Here is a 16,800-nt window from a genome sequence, read left to right as displayed (position 1 = left end):
TAACGAAAGTGTTGGAGGGATGTAAAATAAAAAAAAACGGAGCTCATTAGCTCCGTTTCTGTTCGAGGATTATCTCTTTTCTTTATATCGTAGAATTTGGCTTCGAAGTGCATCTGCTACCAAATCTGTTGCTTCTTCAAATGTTTTGCTTTGTTTTTTGGCAAATAGTTCCGATCCTGGAACCTGCATTTTCACCTCAACAACCTTATTTTCCTTATTACTCGCTTTGTCAACATTTAATATTACATCATAAGCTGTAATATTGTTTTCCAACTTCTCAAGCTTTTTAAGTTTTTGGTTAATAAAAGCTTCTAATTTGCTATCTGCTTTAAAACCTACGGATTGCATTTTCATGTTCATCACAATTCCTCCTATATTTAATATCCACAAGTGGATAAGTTAATATTCTGATAAGTGTAAACCGGTTTTTTTCTGCGCATATGTTCGGCTTCGTTAAGCCTTTTTGATTAATCTTTCTACCCTGAAATTAAGCAAAAATTTTAAGCTTACGAAACGAAAAATGCGTTTTTATTGAAGTTTAACAAATGTTAATTTTCAAAGTGTTCAAAATAAGCAAACTAAAAAAATAAATTTTTAAATGTTAAAAATAATTTGCTGGAGCCTGATATTTATCTGGAAAAAATGCTATATGGATTTTTGATAAAAATCAATTAGATTGCATCTTCTTTCCAATACCAAATAGATGATGGAGATACAGGAGTTACAAAATGCGAATCGCGATCATTTGTCTTTTCAAATGATGGAAATAGATCACAAACCTGTGTATGATTTTACAAGGATTCACAGGCACGATTATTTTGAGATCTTCTTGTTTGAGAATGGTGGGATAGGATCACAATTGATTGATTTTAAAGAATATCATATTACTGGTAAATCATTGTATGTGGTAATGCCCAAGCAAGTGCATTTACTGAAGCGCAAGAAGGAAGAGAATGGCATCATCATTCAGTTTACCAAAGAATTTTTGCAAGCCAGTTTGTTGCCCGTTCAAAGCGATTTTATGAAGATACTTCGAAAGAATCCTTATACTCAGCTCAATTCGGAGAATTTCGATTTGCTTTATAATGGCTTTACACAATTAAAGGAGCTGTATTTTTCCCAAGGAGAGTACAAAATGCATCAAATCAAGCATCTGTTCGCTTATGTGTTTTTTCAAATTTTGGACATCCTTCCGCAAAAGGCTGAAAGTTCGAAACATGATGCTTTGGTACATCGCTTTATCGATTTGGCAGAGAGCAATTTTAAGCAAATTCGACTGGTTGCCGATTATGCAAAAATGTTAAATGTTTCGCTGAGCAAACTGAATAGCGAGTTGAAAGCAAAAACAGGAAAAACACCTTTGCAAATCATACATGAGTTGCTGGTATTGGAAATCAAAAGTATGCTTTTGGCCGAAGACTTGACTCATAAGGAAATCAGTTACCAATTGAATTTCGACAGTCAGAGTTCCTACAGTCGATTTGTTCAGAAACATTTGGGATGTAAGCCTTCCGATTTAAAAGAACAATTGCTAAACATTCTTCCATAAGTATAGGGCCAAAATGCAAATGGCACAATTTGATGTGAAAATTGCCAAGTCCATTTTGCTCCATTTCCATTTAATTTGCTTGCGATACTAACGAAAGAATTGTGTAGAATGGAATTAGAGATGATACTTTCTTTTTTAACGGCATCGGTGGTGTTATCAATCATGCCTGGTCCCGATAATATTTTTGTGTTGACCGAGAGTGTAAGTAGCGGACAGCGCACAGGCCTGGCCATTTCCCTGGGATTATCGCTTGGCGTTTTGGTGCATACCTCGGCAGCCGCTTTGGGTTTGTCCATTATCATACAGCAATCGGCCCTGGTTTTTTCTGTAATTAAATACCTGGGTGCTGCCTATTTGTTCTATTTGGCCATTTCGGCCTTAAGAAGTAAAGGCGAAGGAGATCAAAATGAATCGATAAAGCAAAAAGTGCCAATGGGGGCATTCAAGCTGGTTCGAAAAGGTTTCTTGATGAATGTGCTAAACCCTAAGGTTTCCTTGTTTTTTATTGCCTTTTTGCCTCAGTTCATCAGCAAATCTGATATAAGCATTAGTGTTCAGATGATTGTTTTGGGGATTATTTTCATGATACAGGCCTGGCTTGTGTTTAGCTTGATTGCGATCTTATCCGGACGATTAAATCGCTATTTGAACAGTCAGAAATTTTGGAAGATCACCCAATGGAGCAAGTTTGGTGTTTTGTCGGTTTTGGCCAGTTTGCTTCTGCTATCTGAAAATTAATCTACTTACATACAATTTCATAATCCTGAAGGATCAAACAAGAAAGGCGCCATTAGCGCCTTTTTCTGAATTATCTAGTACGTGTATCATCATTTGCGTTTGTCTTTTGAGTATAGATAAAACAAATTACAAATGTAAAATTACAGTGAGCTTGAAAAATAGAAGCTGTAATCTTTTAACAATTAGCACAATGAAGGGATTAATTTCAAAATCTATTTTACTGTTTTTTTTAGGTTTAAGTGTTGTATCATGTAGCAAAGATGATGTAGATTACTCGCTACAGTCTAAGTTTGATATTTTTGAGGTGCAAGCTGATAACAAAACTGTTTTGATGAAAGGTGAGATAAAATCGAGCACGCTTAGCGATTTTAAACACATGTTGGAAGGTCACCCAAATGTTAAATTAATAAAGACGGTAGAGGTTCCTGGCTCAAATGACGATGAAACGAATTTTAAAGTTGGTAAACTTTTGAGAGAGAAAGGAATTAATACACATATTGTAGACAAAGGAATGATAGCATCGGGGGGAGTTGATTTCTTTTTGGCTGGTGTAAAACGTACAAAAGAAGGTGTAGCTGCGGTAGGTGTGCACTCTTGGTCTGATAGTGATGGAAAACAAGCAATCGATTTTCCTGAAAGTAGTTCAGAGCATAGACCCAATATTCAATACTACGAAGATTTAGGGTATTCTAAAGAGTGGTCAAGAGATTTTTATTTTTTCACAATTAAAGCTGCTAAAGCCGAAGATGTGCACTGGATGACTAAAGAAGAAATCGAAAAATATAAAATATTTACGGAATAATATTTTAGGATGTATCCGTTTTAGTTTTGCCAGTTAATGCTGTGTAAAGAACCCGTTGATTGAATTCAACGGGTTTTTTAATGCAAGCTTGAAGCTAAGTTTTAAAAAAGCTCATGCTGACAAAAACAGAATCTTAATTCCGCAAACGATATAAGTGCTATCCCTTTAAAAATGGGGCTTCTAAGAGGAGATGTATTGGTAGGAATTCTGTATCTTTAACAATTGAAAAGCACACCTACTCATTAATTACAAGAAGTCTGGCGAATGATAAATGAAGTTGTAAAAGTACACGATAAGTTTTCTGTAGAGATAAAAATGGGCTACGAACCCAGCAAGGAAAGAAAGGTAAACGAGTTTTCGATTAAAACCTGGTTGTTCGTTCCAAGCAGTTTGGATATCAATCCATCCACCTACAAGAAGGAAGACTTTTACAACGATTTTAATTCCAATATCCGTTTGATTACCCCGCCTTACCTGCTAAGGGAAATTGCTGTGGGCGATCAATCTGTGTTCAAGTACCTGGAGGACTCCTTTCAGAAAGTGGCCAATTATCCCACTGCCAAGAATGAAGCGAACTATGAGTATCACATCCGTATGTTTCATACCATTCTTCGTTCGGCTCTTCGCCGAGAGATTCAGCATATCCTTAGAAATGAACAGGCCGAAGATCGCCAATATCTCATTAAGGATTACCTGAGCAATGTTCGAAGAATTGGGGAGCGATACCGGGAGCTGAGAAGAATTGTTAATGTTCCTACGGTTCGGAAGGAGATGTTCGATTACTTTTTGTTTGGGGATGAGTTCATGAGCAATCAATTCGATGAGCACTCCTACTATTTGCACCGAGGTTTGCGCAAAGTGAATGATCCGGAGATTGAAAAACGCAAGCAGGAAATTCTAAACCTGGTGCGCGATGAGGTAGCCTACAAGAAAAGCAAAAACTACCTGGTGATAGAGGAGAAGCCTACCGACAAAAACCGATGGTTTGTGCACCGCAGGGGAGCCTTTAAGAAGTATTTCGAAGGACAGCTATTGCTTTCGGTCCGCAAGAAAAAAGAAGGGGTATTCATGATTCAGATTCTGTACAGCATTGCCGCAGGATTGGCCATGATTATTGGTGCAGCTCTTACCTTTGTGTTTCAGCAGAGCCTGGGAAGTTTTACCATTCCTTTGTTTGTTGCTTTGGTAATTATCTATATGCTCAAGGATCGGATCAAAGACCTTAGCCGCCATTATTTGGTGGGGAAAATCAACAAGCGATTTTTCGATCATAAGAGTATCATCCGCGTAAAGGGAGATGAGAAAATTGGTTGGTGTAAGGAGAGTTTCGACTTTGTTCACGAAGATACGGTTCCACTTCGTGTGATGAAACACAGAAACCGATCGAGAATTGTGGATGTGGAAAGCCGTGGAGTGGGAGAGAAAATCATTTTTTACAGAAAGCTGCTTCGCCTGGATCAAAAGGCTTTGGACAATTCCTATGGCAACTACAACATTACAGGGGTTGTGGATATCATTCGTTTTAATGTATCCCGATTTATCCAGAAAATGGACAATCCTGAAATCCCACTTTACTACCTACAGGATGACCAGTTTGAAAAGACATTGGGCGAAAAAGTCTATTTCATGAACATGGTGATTCGTTTCAAACTGGATGATCAAACCAGTTATCGTCGCTATCGAATCATTTTTAACCGAAGAGGCATTAAGAAGGTAGAGAAGGTGTAAGCTTAATCCCATTTTACAAAATGAGAATTAATATTTGTAATTTATGACAAATATCAGTTTTTGCAGCTTTAAGAATTATTAAATTGATACTGATATTATTAGTATTAATCTAAAACTAAAGTTCATGCAAAAGAATTTGTTTGATTTGGTTTTAACAGCTGAGGAGCAAACTCAGATCGATACTGCTCTGCAAACCTTAAATGATGTTTTGTTGGCTAAATTGAAAGTTCTTCCGAAAGAAGAGAAGAAGGACATTTTAATTATGGGCGACAAATCAGTGGCTTTTGTAGACAAGTCGCACGAAATAGCTAAACAGGAAACTGCGATGCTAGGCGGATTTGTCGATTTTAATGCATTTGATCACGACGTTGAGGCGATTGGAACATTGCGTTCTATTGACTACAAGTTGTCTGAGATTGTTTCGGCTGTTAAGGATTCTTACGCATTGGCAGGTAGCGAAGCTTACCGAACTTCACTTATGGTGTATAGTTTGATGAAGAATGCTGCCAAAATGGGACATCCGGGAGCTCAGGATAAATTGGATGAGTTGTCGAAACGTTTTCCAGGCCGAGGTGTGAAGAAAACCGAAGAACAAACAGACGAGTAAGACTCGCCTGTTTGATGGATTCAAAAGGAAAGGGTACCACGGCACGGTATCCTTTCTCAGTTTACAAGATCTTTATATAAACTAATAAATGCAATAGTAGGTGGAAACTTCCCCTTCATATTTTGATGAAAGGGAAAAATTGCTCGATCTTTCTCTTGCCAGGCTCGCAATTGTCTTCTTGCAGCTCCATTTTGGCTTAAATTTGTTCAAGCATAAGAGATCAACCTACCACTTTTCTATCCAGAGGCTCATCATTGCCCTTTTCAACATCTATTTTCCTATCCGAAGGCTCGACATTGGGGTCGGGAAGTACAAAATTGAGGTACAGGATAGCAAATTGCTACCATTTTTCAGGCGAGTTCTTTTTTTTAGATAGCAATGTTGAGCCTTCCAATAGAAAGGCCGAGCTAAAATAGGGCAATGCCGACCAAATTTAGGGAAAACTTGAGCCTCAGATGAGATTGATTGATGCATGCCTACATCTTTGTCGAGGGATTTTTGCCCTAAGCTGAGCCTTTAAAGGGAAAGCTTGCGGGGTGCAAGACCAAGATTGCTATTGCCGACAGCAATTTTCCTATCCCAGACCCCAAATTTGGGGTCGCCGATAGCAATTTTGAGCTGTATCTGTTTTCTTTTTGTATTCTTATGCCCTTGCTAGCCTTCACTGAGAGCATCAATGTGAGTGATACCCTCAGCCATATGGATTTGATGCTCTCACTGGAGTGAGGGTATCAATAAGAATAAGGCATGGGTAGATCTTCTAGCCTTTAGGCAGGCTTACTTGAGAAACTTTACCTCGCGGGCGATGTCTCTGGTGAGTTTAGCTAGGGGGCGCTTGCCGAGGTCTTCTTCATTTGTATAATTGCATGTAATTAAGCGTGTGGCTACCTCTTCATTTTCTATTAGATCAGGAAAAGATTCAACTAAGCTATCAATGTATTCTTTTGAGTAGATTTCCCCTTTTAGGAGTAGTTCTTTCACTATATCTTCATGATTTTGATATAGATCTTTTAGACCAAATACATCAATGTTAGATTGCATTTGTCCATTTACCTTGGTGTTAGGAGTAGGCGTAATTAAGATATTTCCTTTAGGATAAACAAAAGAAGAATCTTTGGGTTTCCATTCAAATGTTATCACATCGTCAGCACGTTTAATTTCGTATGGGGATAAGCCAATTTCTTGTTCTTTTTTGATGTGGTTACAAGCAGAACAAGATGGGATTAGGTTATAAAAGCATAAAGCCAAATATGGATATCGACTTTTCGGAAAAAAGTGATCCAATTGATCTGTTCGTTTGATTTCCCCATTTTTCTTCTTTGTGGATATAATGAAAGTACGATTGCAATAAGGACAAACTTTAATACCTAAATTATCTGCCAGATCTGATGGTCGATACAAATGGTCTCTGCTAGTAAAAGATTTATACTTGGTTTTAATGAATCCCAAATTAAAATTCTGAGCATCCTTTGTGTTTAAAACGCCTCCAACTTTATTTACAATTTGCCTTAACAAAGATGGAGTTGCAAGTATTAGGTTTTTAATTTGCTTGTTTACTTCACTTCCTAGTAAAGTTTCTAATTCATTTCTTTTAACCCACTTGAGTATACCTTGTTTATTAGCTTTTGAGAATAATGATTCTACACCAGTCCAATGAACATTTAGGGATTTTTGAGTATCTGGAATTATAATTGGAATCATTGTTTATTACTTTTTAGTTCAGCAAGTTTTGCTTCAAGTATTTCAATTTCATCATTTAATTCAAACTCATAATGGTCGAACATTTCCTGAAGTTTATTTTTTAATAATGGTTCTCCAATTTGTTGAATTACAAATAGCATGTCACCAGGACTCATCTTGTCCTCTTCATTTTGAAGTTCATTGTTAAGATTTCGAATGACTTGATCAATCTTGCCCTTCGCAAACTCACCCATTAAGCCATTCTCTAAAAAGAAAGAGTTGCGGTAAAGAGAATGTATGTTAGCACCGAAGGTGTAATCAGGTAGTTCATCTTTTTCACAAACTTTACACATTCCATCATCTTTTTTATTTAAAAAGATGATATTGTCTTTTGGGAGATCGGAAACTAGGAATGGGGAGTGTGAAGTAAAGATAATTTGGTAACTTCTTTGATTATTAATTTTAGGTATGGTTTCTAAAAACAACTTGATATATCCTTTTTGCCATTCAGGATGGAATCCAATTTCACCTTCATCAATAAGTAATAGAATATCTTTTTTAGTACTTGATGATTTAAGAGTGTTGTTTAACCTCATTAATAAAGTGAAAAATGCAAACTCGCCAGCACTTAAATTTCCTTGTTCATTGTTTTTGAATAAATAGGAGAACTCAATTAGAGAACTGAAATGGTACCAGAATAGATTATTATTTGAAAATTTGTCTAAATAACGAAATAGTTTCTTTAAGTCATCCATATCTCTCAGATTATCAAAGGATATTCTGAGAATGAAATAATCCTTATTTCTGTTAACTCTATTTTCAAGAAATCTAGCAAACTGGTATGCTTCTTCTAATAATGATTTTAGATAAGAGTTCGAAATATATTCTTCAAATTTAGATCTAGCAACCTCTATGGTAGGGTTGGAATCTATTAATTGTTGGATTTTAGCAAATGGTATTTTCTTTTGATTTGAGAATTCTATTTCTGTATGAATAATTAATTTTAATAAAGAAATAAAAATATCAGTTGATACTGATTTTACGCTATTTTTCCAATTTCTAATTGAGACACTTAAATCAGCCAAAGTATCAATATGCTCACCCTCATTAACTTCAAAATCCAAATCGAATTCTTTCAAATTAAATACAATTGCTTTCGGAGTTTTTATCTTGGATGATATATTTCTGTGATCATTCCAGAATTTTATTAACTCGTATAAATTTTTTCTTTTATAGGAGTCGAAATATTGATCTATCTGTAAAATAAAGTTGCTTGATATATTCATGTATTCATTTCCTTGATATGCAGTGTTAATTATATTGAAATCAAGAAAGTTAGAATAATATATAAATGTTGTATTCATAAAACCGATGCTGTTCGAATCCAATTCAAAATACAATGGTTCAATCTTAATATCCATCGGTAGTTCAATTGTACCGAATTGAGAACTTGTTCTTATAAAGAATTGATCTTCTTCATTCTTTACATTATTTTTTGAGATGTGTTTTTTCTTAAATACAGCAATAAAATTGTATTTTTTAGAACCTTTTGCTCCTATAGTAATACCAATATTTTGAACAATAGTATCGAGTAAATTAGTCTTTCCACTCCCATTCTTACCCACAATAGCAGTTACATTACTAATGTTCTCACCAAAGAACTTTTTTGGATAGTTTGTATTTCTCTCTTTGTGATGTAGGGTTCCACCAATCACTTTACCATCTTCTTCTTCGTATTCAAAATCGAATCGATGCTTTGGCGAAAAGTTAAAGCCTTGTTTTTTAATGTTTTTATAGTCTTCAATCCAAACGTATAGCAATTCCATAGTATCAGGTGTTTTGTGTTAGACGCTGTCAGCAGCTTCGCAGTCTGACAGGTCGGAAAAACCTGACAGCATCCAGAGGATCTGTCAGCGTTCATTCTCTTTTATAGTTTTTAAATGTAAGAAATTCATCTCATAATCTGCTGTAAAAAAGTATATAATGTTTAATAATGGATGGAATTATTTATTAAATTATAGGGGAACTTATGAAAAGAAGACTTTTGTTATGGCTAAGAAGAGGAAATCAGGAAAAAAGGAAATAAGAAGTAAACCACTAAGGAGAAAGGACGGGATTAGGATTGTAGTTCGAGAGATACAATTGTTTATGAAAGAAATTACCCGGCAAGATACCGAAATGCGATTTAATAAATTGGAAGAGCAACTTCTGTACAGTTATTACTTTAGGTTGTCGAATCCGGTAGCCGAGGAAGGGCAGTTTATTCCAAGAAAAGAATTGAAAAATATGGGCCAGCTTCTGCACAAGCGATTACATGAACCCATAATAAAGCATAACAACAGATGGTTTTCCATAAGAGAATTGGATATGCTGTTTTGTTATCATAGAGTGATGAACAGATGGGAAATTTCTCCTGAAAGAAGGTTTGAGTTGTGGAGATACTTGGGAGATATTGCCAAATTTGAATTAAATTCTGAGGAGTTTGTTGACAATGTTTTTCTTCATTTTTATAAAGCAATTTCGGTTTGCACCGATGTGCGCAATAAAGTGTATACCCTTGCTTTAACCCATACGTTCTTAGAGACAAAAGATCCGATTTTGCATTTTAACTCTCGTATGGGAATATATCATGCGGTTAAAAAAAGTATTAAAATTCATGGGAAAAATCGTTTGGCTTATCGGGTGATTTTACCCAGACTAAATGCCCCACGTTATTTGAATTATAACATTAAAGGTTTTAAAGAATTTCATGATGCAGATAAGGATGAAATTCCTGTGTATATTCAATCGCATGCCCTAAAAAGAATGAAGGAGCGCTTGGATTTGTTGGATGATGAGGCGCTGAATTATAATTTATTCGAAAATTTGGTGCATTTTAAGCATTTCTATGATGTGCGCTCCTATATTTTAATTCCATATCATTTGTACGATGTGAAGGTGGGCTATTTCTTTTGCCAGATTTTTGACAATTGCTTCGTGATTCGCACTTTTTTGTTTATCACCCACTTCTCAACGCCTGAGGGTAGTGATCTGAAAGACATCTGTGGTTTGGGCAAAAACGATGTGCCTTACTGGAAGATTGATCGCCTGAGTACCTTTATGAATGTTGATGCAGAACAGTATCCTAAACTATCGGCCATGTTCGAAGAGGCAGGATGTGGCGATTTGTTTAAACTCCACAACGAAGAGTTCTCGGTTGAAGCCATGCAGACCGCTAATTTAGATGGATTGCGCGAGTATGTGTTAAAAGGACGAATGGAAGTGGAGGAGCCTGTAGAAGAGTTTGAGTAAAGAGTTGTTGTAATTAGGTAAACTTTCAATTCTGAGATAGAAATCAGTACAAACAAAAAAGGGTAGCAAATTGCTACCCTTTCGTGATCCAGCCAGGATTCGAACCTGGGACCCACAGCTTAGAAGGCTGTTGCTCTAATCCAACTGAGCTACTGGACCGGCCTTATAGAAACATTAAATTTTTAAACTTTTAAGAAAGTTTTTGTGATCCAGCCAGGATTCGAACCTGGGACCCACAGCTTAGAAGGCTGTTGCTCTAATCCAACTGAGCTACTGGACCATCCTTAAAAGGCGATGCAAATATAGGGATTAATTGCGCTTTTAAGCAAATGTTTTTATGATTTTTTTTTCAGATATATGGCTAAAAGGCACTAAATACTTAGGTTTCAGAAAGAATAATTTTTGAAAATATTTTCATGCGGCAATGATATTTTAGCTGGTAGGGCGGGAATAGGGCAGATGCTTCGGATAGAGCCTATCATTCATGGGTGAAAATCTTCTTTTTTTCATCCAATTCTGGAATAATTTGTCCTTAATCGAAGCTCTTGTGTCAATATATTTTAAGATTTGACCAGAGAAATTATCTTTGCATTTCAAATTGTAAAAATGTCAAGAACTTACGCAGGAAATATTCCCAAACTGTATGCTATTAAAATAGCCAAGTGGTTCATGTTAACCATGCCGATCATTGTTCTGTTTTACCAAGAAAATGGTTTGAGCATGCAAGATGTACTTACCCTAAAAGGGATTTATTCTGTTGCAGTGGTAGTTCTTGAAATTCCTTCGGGATATCTGGCCGATGTTTGGGGACGCAAGAAATCATTGATTCTTGGTGCAATATTGGGATGCTTAGGATTTGTTGTTTACTCGTTCAGTTATGGATTTACTGGTTTTCTGGCTGCTGAATTAATTCTTGGAATAGGGAGCAGTTTTATTTCGGGTTCCGATTCGGCAATGCTTTACGATAGTCTTTTAAAAATGAATCGCGAAAAAGAATATCTAAAGCAGGAGAGTAGGGTAATGTCTGTTGGAAATTTTGCGGAAGCAATTGCCGGAATCGCGGGGGGTAGTTTGGCTCTAATTAGTTTGCGAACCCCTTTTGTACTGCAATCATTTATCGCCTTTATAGCAATACCAGCAGCATTTTTACTTTTGGACCCCAATCAGGATTCCCAAAAATCGAAAGCTGGTTTCAAACACATCTTAAACATTGTGAAGTTCTCCCTTTGGGATAGTGCAAAGCTTCGTTGGAACATTGTGCTTTCATCGGTGATTGGTTGTGCTACGCTAACTTTGGCCTGGTTCATACAGCCGTATTTAAAGGATTTAGATATGGAAGTGAGCACCATTGGTGTGATTTGGACCCTATTGAATTTAACGGTTGGTTTTGTGGCTTTGTTGGCTCACCGAGTTGAGGGTTACCTGGGGAAAATTGGAACTTCAACTTTTATAGTAATTGGTATTTCAAGCGGCTTTATTTTAAGTGGTTGGTTTCACTCCTTAATTGGGGTTGGCGTTTTCTTCTTTTTCTATTTTGTGCGAGGAATTGCTACGCCGGTACTGAAGGACTATATCAATAGAATTACCGAATCGGATATGCGAGCCACGGTTTTATCGGTGCGTAACTTTATCATCAGGATTTGTTTTGCTGTGATTGGACCATTCCTGGGATGGTACACCGACCATTACAGTATTTCATCAGCCTTGATGCTGGCCGGAAGCATTTTTCTTGTTCTTGGTGGAGTGAGTGTGATTTTTATGAGAAAAGTGGAGAGGTAATTGATTTTTCTCTCAAATACCCCATATATACAATTCTACTTTTCGACGGTTAGACTTCAATCGTAAGTTCATCGTAAGCCAAATAAACATTCTCAGGAAGTTCTGCCTGAACTTCATCATGGAATCCCATTTGGTGACTGATATGAGTAAAGTAGGCCTTTTCTGGGTTCAATTCGTTCACCAAATCAATAGCTTCTGATAGGTTGTAATGCGAAATGTGTTTTTCTTTTCTAAGAGCATTCACCACCAATACCTTGATGCCTTTTAGTTTCTCCATCTCTTCGGGAGAGATATAGTTTGCATCTGTAATGTAAGCCAAATCACCTATTCGATATCCGTAAACCGGTAGTTTTAAGTGCATGGCTCTGATGGGTTGAATTGTAGTTCCATTTATTCGGAAAGGTTCGTTGTTCACCTCAATCAAATTCATTTGAGGAATGCCAGGATATTTAAACTCAGCAAAAACGTAGGCAAATTCTTTTTTAAGAGATTCTTGAACACGCTTTTCTGCATAAATATTTACGGCAGTTTTGTTTACCCAGTTGAATGCTCTTATATCGTCCAAACCTGCAGTGTGATCCTTGTGTTCATGAGTAAATAGAATAGCGGATATATTTTCAACACCGGCACGTAGCATTTGGTATCTGAAATCAGGACCACTATCAATTACAATATTTTGATTGTCAACAGTAATCAATACAGAGGTTCGCAATCGCTTGTCTTTTTTATTATCAGATAAGCAAACAGGGCATTTGCATGCAATAATTGGCACGCCTTGAGAAGTTCCAGTTCCAAGAAAAGTTAGTTTTACCATACTTTGTTCTAATCAGAATTCAACCCTTCGGTTAATTTGATTTTTTTGAATCTTTGAGTTCTTTTCGGATGGATAGAAATAGTAGATAAGCCAATACAAATACTGCTAAAACAGCAGATGGAATTGCAGCTTTTTCACCGAACAATGTTAATGCTGTAACCACAGCAAAACCAGAGCTTTTTACCGTTACCAATAAATTTTGAGTCATAGCAACTGGAGCAGGAACTCCAATTTTTTTGCTTATTTTCTCAAAAGTCCATCCTAAACCGAAAATCCCCAGAAATAAAACCAAAGAAACCAGTAAGAGTATTTCAAAATTAGAAAAAAATACCTGTCGGTTTAACCCTACAGCAGTAAAAATTATGAGTGCAAATCCCCAATCAACAATTCTACCTCTCACTTTTTCGATTGTTGGTTTTATTGGTTTCCACAATAAAAGTCGAGAAATCAGTAAAGGGATTATTACCAGCTGAACCATTGCAATGAACAAGTCTACAGGATTTATGCCTCCGTCAACATTGGAGAATAATCCAACGATTAAAGGAGCAAAAAACAATGAAGATATGAATGCACCCAACGTTCCTACAATGGCATATTTTAAGTCACCATCTAAAATGTGAGAAAATGGAATAACCGCAACGCCTGGTGGTGTTGAGGCTATTACAACAAATCCTAAAAACAATTCGGGGGTAGGCATTAAGAAATAGGAAAGAGAAATCACTACTGCGCCAAAAACCACATAATTTAGAAGGGAGCCCATAATCATTGGTTTGATCATTTTCTTTAATGGAAACATGGCTTTTGTCGATATTCCGGTTGTAGAGAAGGTCATAACCACTGCCAGTACGTAAAAAGTGTAATTCTTAAACAGGGAAGCATGTTGACCAATGACTAAGCCGAGTATTACTGCCAATACCAAGATGAAGTTTCTATTTAATATGATTTTTGTAGCAAACTCTTTCATTCTGTAATGATAAATGATAATTTAGATGTAAAGATGAAACTTTTTTAAATGGTTTCAAAATTATTTAGAATTATTCCAGATAGAAAACAAGGCTGAATCGTGTAAAGGCGGAAAAGCAAAAATAGAGGAGATTTGGAATCTTTTTGGGTATACCGATTTACAAAACGATAAATCAAAATCGATACAAAATCAATAATACAAGTAATTTCGTACATTTGCCGAAAATTAAATCATCATGAAAGGCAAGTTATATTTGATCCCAACAACTTTGGGTGATACATCCATTAATCAAGTAATTCCTCAGGATATTCAAGAGCTGATTCCAACCATTAAGCATTTTATTGTGGAAAATATAAGAACAGCACGCAGGTATCTTAAAAAGGTGAATTCTGCCATTAATATAGATGAACTTCGCTTTTATGAATTAAATAAACACAGTTCGCCTAACGAAATTTCAGGATATTTGAATGCGATTAAAGATTTTGATATTGGGATCATTTCCGAAGCAGGTTGTCCAGGTGTTGCCGATCCGGGAGCTGATGTTGTAAAATTGGCTCACGAAAAGAACATACAAGTAGTGCCATTGGTGGGTCCATCTTCAATTTTAATGTCGCTGATGGCATCAGGTTTTAACGGACAAAACTTTGCCTTTAATGGATATTTGCCAATAAAAGCAAATGAACGAGCAAAAAAAATAAAGGAGTTGGATTCAAGATCATTGAGTGAAAATCAAACGCAAATCTTTATTGAGGCTCCTTATCGTAACAACAAATTGGTTGAAGATTTAATTGCTAATTGTAGCGGAGCCACTAAGTTGTGTATTGCAGTTGATATTACCATGGAAAGCGAATTTATTAAAACTCTTCCTGTAAAAGCATGGAAAGGAATGGATATTGATTTGCACAAGAAACCAGCAATTTTCCTATTGCACAGAGAAAAATAATATCAAAAAAACAGCGCAGATTGTAAAAACCTGCGCTGCGAACATTATAGTTAAAAATTTAGGCATAATCCCGACCGCCTAAAACCGGGATTACTTCTTGACTTCGTCTTTTTATCCCTAAAATTTACAAAACCACTATTTAAGACAAGACTTTAGTCGGCTTATATAGGGCAAATATCATACCATCAAGTCTTTTTTATTGTCTAAATTAGAGGTCAAGACTCTTATAAAATGCAGGTATTACAGCTTTAAATTTGTCAATGGCATCTTTCAGATTATCTGTGGTTCTTCCTCCAGCGGCGTTCATGTGACCTCCACCATTAAAATGTGTTGAAGCCACAGCATTTATAGGTACATTGCCTTTTGATCGGAAAGAGATTTTTACCATATCTTCTTTCTCAATAAATATTACCGATACCAGCATTCCTTGTATGGATAGAGGGTAATTTACAAAACCTTCCGTATCGCCATCTTTGTAATTGAATCGTAGTAAATCGTCTTTAGTTAAAGTGATAATTGCGGTTTGGTATTCGCTTAAAACCTCAAGTCCTTGATCTAAACAGTGGCCCAACAATTTCATTCTGTCGGTAGAGAAATTATCGTATACATTTGAATGGATCTTACTCTTATCGATTCCTCTTGCCAATAAATCTCCAACAATTTGATAGGTTCTTGGGTTGGATGAATTATAGCTTAATCCGCCAGTATCTGTAACGATTCCTGTATACAAGCATTCTGCAATGTGGGTGTCGATTAAGTTTTCATCGCCAAGAGCCTCAATAAACTCATACATGAACTCACAAGTGGCACACATTGCTGTATCCGAAAACATCAAGTCAACAATTTGTTCAGGTTCCGGATGGTGATCAATCATGATCTTCTTTGCAGGTAAATCTTTAAGGATTGTTTCCAAATCTCCCGATCTTTTAAAAGAGTTGTGATCGACAATAAATACCAGGTCTGATGATTTTAAATAATCCTCGGCTTCTTTTTTGCCATTTGTATAGATCATCACCTCCGAATTTTGCGGTAACCAATTCAAAAATACAGGATACGCACTCGGACTGATAATTTTAGGTGTTTTACCTTTTTTCTTTAAATACTGGTACAATGCTAAGGATGAACCTATGGCATCGCCATCGGGACCAGAGTGGGGGATTATTGCTATTTGTTTTGATTCCTCCAACAGAATTTCTGCCTTCTTAATCAAATCACTATCGATTCTATTCTTTATATTATTCATTCTCTTTAGAGTAAAGATGATTCAAAATTAGTGGGTAAAGATAGAAATTGATAGGCAGAATTCATCATTTTAAAATGATTTGCCCGGTGAAACGGGATTCAGTGCAATTAGCTAATTAGAATTATTCCAAATAAATTAGTGGGATTTTATTGCATGCCTAAACAGAAATATTATTTTTGTATACCTAGGTTAAACTTATACACACATATTAATGAGAAGCGATAGAACTTTTACAATGATTAAGCCTGATGCAGTTGCAGCGGGTCATATAGGAGCAATTCTTGCAAAAATTAACGAAGCAGGATTTAGAATTGCAGCCATGAAATACACTCAAATTACCAAGGAACAAGCTAAGAAGTTTTATGAAGTTCATAAGGATCGTCCGTTTTACGATGAATTGACTGATTTTATGAGTTCTGGTCCGATTGTAGCGGCAATTTTGGAAAAAGAAGATGCTGTAGTGGCTTTCAGAAAGTTGATTGGAGCAACCAATCCTGCCGAAGCAGAAGAAGGTACAATTCGTAAAGAGTTCGCAGAATCGATGTCGAAAAATGCAGTACACGGTTCAGATAGCGATGAAAATGCTTGTATCGAAGGAGCATTTTATTTCTCGGCAACAGAAGTGATTTAAATAATATCAAATATTCCGAAAGCACATTGAT

Annotated in this window: 15 protein-coding genes and 2 tRNA genes; 9 read left to right on the top strand and 8 right to left on the bottom strand. The window is 36.2% G+C overall.

Annotated features, from left to right (window positions below; genetic code table 11):
- Window positions 1–69 precede the first annotated feature (69 nt).
- Window positions 70–354, bottom strand: a complete 285-nt coding sequence (gene hpf / locus ACKPCA_RS10670; protein ID WP_321279078.1) for a ribosome hibernation-promoting factor, HPF/YfiA family — start codon at window positions 352–354, stop codon at window positions 70–72.
- Window positions 355–703: 349 nt separating this feature from the next.
- Between hpf and ACKPCA_RS10665 the strand changes: the two genes are divergently transcribed.
- From ACKPCA_RS10665 to ACKPCA_RS10645, 5 genes are all read left to right on the top strand, one after another.
- The gene (locus tag ACKPCA_RS10665) at window positions 704–1,549 is read left to right on the top strand and encodes a helix-turn-helix domain-containing protein (RefSeq protein WP_321279077.1); all 846 of its coding nucleotides are present in this window, start codon (window positions 704–706) and stop codon (window positions 1,547–1,549) included.
- Between the two features lie 108 nt (window positions 1,550–1,657).
- Window positions 1,658–2,287 (top strand): LysE family translocator, encoded by a 630-nt coding sequence (locus ACKPCA_RS10660; protein ID WP_321279076.1) that lies wholly within the window; start codon window positions 1,658–1,660, stop codon window positions 2,285–2,287.
- A gap of 190 nt (window positions 2,288–2,477) precedes the next feature.
- The gene (locus ACKPCA_RS10655; RefSeq protein ID WP_321279075.1) at window positions 2,478–3,089 is read left to right on the top strand and encodes a hypothetical protein; all 612 of its coding nucleotides are present in this window, start codon (window positions 2,478–2,480) and stop codon (window positions 3,087–3,089) included.
- Window positions 3,090–3,353: 264 nt separating this feature from the next.
- The gene (locus ACKPCA_RS10650) at window positions 3,354–4,817 is read left to right on the top strand and encodes a hypothetical protein (protein ID WP_321279073.1); all 1,464 of its coding nucleotides are present in this window, start codon (window positions 3,354–3,356) and stop codon (window positions 4,815–4,817) included.
- Window positions 4,818–4,941: 124 nt separating this feature from the next.
- A complete protein-coding gene (locus ACKPCA_RS10645) occupies window positions 4,942–5,424 on the top strand; it encodes a hypothetical protein (protein ID WP_321279072.1) in 483 nt (160 codons plus the stop codon).
- Window positions 5,425–6,201: 777 nt separating this feature from the next.
- Here the strand turns inward: ACKPCA_RS10645 and ACKPCA_RS10640 are convergent.
- Window positions 6,202–7,125 (bottom strand): HNH endonuclease, encoded by a 924-nt coding sequence (locus tag ACKPCA_RS10640; RefSeq protein WP_321279071.1) that lies wholly within the window; start codon window positions 7,123–7,125, stop codon window positions 6,202–6,204.
- A complete protein-coding gene (locus tag ACKPCA_RS10635) occupies window positions 7,122–8,930 on the bottom strand; it encodes an AAA family ATPase (RefSeq protein WP_321279069.1) in 1,809 nt (602 codons plus the stop codon). The genes ACKPCA_RS10640 and ACKPCA_RS10635 overlap by 4 nt, the downstream gene beginning before the upstream one ends.
- A 157-nt stretch (window positions 8,931–9,087) precedes the next feature.
- Between ACKPCA_RS10635 and ACKPCA_RS10630 the strand changes: the two genes are divergently transcribed.
- The gene (locus tag ACKPCA_RS10630) at window positions 9,088–10,395 is read left to right on the top strand and encodes a hypothetical protein (RefSeq protein WP_321279067.1); all 1,308 of its coding nucleotides are present in this window, start codon (window positions 9,088–9,090) and stop codon (window positions 10,393–10,395) included.
- 84 nt (window positions 10,396–10,479) lie between these two features.
- Here the strand turns inward: ACKPCA_RS10630 and ACKPCA_RS10625 are convergent.
- Window positions 10,480–10,554: transfer RNA gene (locus ACKPCA_RS10625), tRNA-Arg, on the bottom strand.
- A gap of 46 nt (window positions 10,555–10,600) precedes the next feature.
- Window positions 10,601–10,675: transfer RNA gene (locus ACKPCA_RS10620), tRNA-Arg, on the bottom strand.
- Window positions 10,676–11,001: 326 nt separating this feature from the next.
- Here ACKPCA_RS10620 and ACKPCA_RS10615 point away from each other — a divergent pair.
- A complete protein-coding gene (locus ACKPCA_RS10615; protein WP_054721110.1) occupies window positions 11,002–12,174 on the top strand; it encodes an MFS transporter in 1,173 nt (390 codons plus the stop codon).
- A 49-nt stretch (window positions 12,175–12,223) separates the two neighbouring features.
- On the opposite strand, the gene ACKPCA_RS10610 is transcribed toward ACKPCA_RS10615, so the two are convergent.
- Both ACKPCA_RS10610 and ACKPCA_RS10605 read right to left on the bottom strand, forming a co-directional pair.
- Window positions 12,224–12,988, bottom strand: coding sequence for an MBL fold metallo-hydrolase (locus ACKPCA_RS10610; protein WP_321279065.1), 765 nt, complete (start codon window positions 12,986–12,988; stop codon window positions 12,224–12,226).
- A gap of 31 nt (window positions 12,989–13,019) precedes the next feature.
- The gene (locus ACKPCA_RS10605; RefSeq protein ID WP_321279063.1) at window positions 13,020–13,952 is read right to left on the bottom strand and encodes a bile acid:sodium symporter family protein; all 933 of its coding nucleotides are present in this window, start codon (window positions 13,950–13,952) and stop codon (window positions 13,020–13,022) included.
- Window positions 13,953–14,187: 235 nt separating this feature from the next.
- On the opposite strand from ACKPCA_RS10605, the gene ACKPCA_RS10600 reads away from it, so the two are divergent.
- Window positions 14,188–14,895, top strand: a complete 708-nt coding sequence (locus tag ACKPCA_RS10600) for an SAM-dependent methyltransferase (protein ID WP_321279061.1) — start codon at window positions 14,188–14,190, stop codon at window positions 14,893–14,895.
- A 208-nt stretch (window positions 14,896–15,103) separates the two neighbouring features.
- Here ACKPCA_RS10600 and ACKPCA_RS10595 read toward each other — a convergent pair whose 3' ends face one another.
- A complete protein-coding gene (locus tag ACKPCA_RS10595) occupies window positions 15,104–16,138 on the bottom strand; it encodes a DHH family phosphoesterase (protein ID WP_321279059.1) in 1,035 nt (344 codons plus the stop codon).
- Window positions 16,139–16,349: 211 nt separating this feature from the next.
- Between ACKPCA_RS10595 and ACKPCA_RS10590 the strand changes: the two genes are divergently transcribed.
- The gene (locus ACKPCA_RS10590) at window positions 16,350–16,769 is read left to right on the top strand and encodes a nucleoside-diphosphate kinase (protein WP_321279057.1); all 420 of its coding nucleotides are present in this window, start codon (window positions 16,350–16,352) and stop codon (window positions 16,767–16,769) included.
- Window positions 16,770–16,800: the final 31 nt, after the last annotated feature.

Origin of the sequence: Marinifilum fragile (assembly GCF_963677365.1) — a bacterium.
In the GTDB taxonomy this organism is placed as follows: domain Bacteria; phylum Bacteroidota; class Bacteroidia; order Bacteroidales; family Marinifilaceae; genus Marinifilum; species Marinifilum fragile.
Note: the sequence above shows the minus strand (reverse complement) of the source record. Positions and strands in the feature narration are given on the sequence as shown.

Bases quoted from the DNA above. Each gene is read 5' to 3' on its own strand.
- ACKPCA_RS10665 (WP_321279077.1), top strand. From the start codon at position 704: ATGATGGAGATACAGGAGTTACAAAATGCGAATCGCGATCATTTGTCT.
- ACKPCA_RS10645 (WP_321279072.1), top strand. From the start codon at position 4,942: ATGCAAAAGAATTTGTTTGATTTGGTTTTAACAGCTGAGGAGCAAACT.
- ACKPCA_RS10635 (WP_321279069.1), bottom strand. From the start codon at position 8,930: ATGGAATTGCTATACGTTTGGATTGAAGACTATAAAAACATTAAAAAA.
- ACKPCA_RS10595 (WP_321279059.1), bottom strand. From the start codon at position 16,138: ATGAATAATATAAAGAATAGAATCGATAGTGATTTGATTAAGAAGGCA.
- ACKPCA_RS10655 (WP_321279075.1), top strand. From the start codon at position 2,478: ATGAAGGGATTAATTTCAAAATCTATTTTACTGTTTTTTTTAGGTTTA.
- ACKPCA_RS10660 (WP_321279076.1), top strand. From the start codon at position 1,658: ATGGAATTAGAGATGATACTTTCTTTTTTAACGGCATCGGTGGTGTTA.
- ACKPCA_RS10605 (WP_321279063.1), bottom strand. From the start codon at position 13,952: ATGAAAGAGTTTGCTACAAAAATCATATTAAATAGAAACTTCATCTTG.
- ACKPCA_RS10600 (WP_321279061.1), top strand. From the start codon at position 14,188: ATGAAAGGCAAGTTATATTTGATCCCAACAACTTTGGGTGATACATCC.
- hpf (WP_321279078.1), bottom strand. From the start codon at position 354: ATGAAAATGCAATCCGTAGGTTTTAAAGCAGATAGCAAATTAGAAGCT.
- ACKPCA_RS10630 (WP_321279067.1), top strand. From the start codon at position 9,088: ATGTTTAATAATGGATGGAATTATTTATTAAATTATAGGGGAACTTAT.
- ACKPCA_RS10610 (WP_321279065.1), bottom strand. From the start codon at position 12,988: ATGGTAAAACTAACTTTTCTTGGAACTGGAACTTCTCAAGGCGTGCCA.
- ACKPCA_RS10650 (WP_321279073.1), top strand. From the start codon at position 3,354: ATGATAAATGAAGTTGTAAAAGTACACGATAAGTTTTCTGTAGAGATA.
- ACKPCA_RS10590 (WP_321279057.1), top strand. From the start codon at position 16,350: ATGAGAAGCGATAGAACTTTTACAATGATTAAGCCTGATGCAGTTGCA.
- ACKPCA_RS10640 (WP_321279071.1), bottom strand. From the start codon at position 7,125: ATGATTCCAATTATAATTCCAGATACTCAAAAATCCCTAAATGTTCAT.
- ACKPCA_RS10615 (WP_054721110.1), top strand. From the start codon at position 11,002: ATGTCAAGAACTTACGCAGGAAATATTCCCAAACTGTATGCTATTAAA.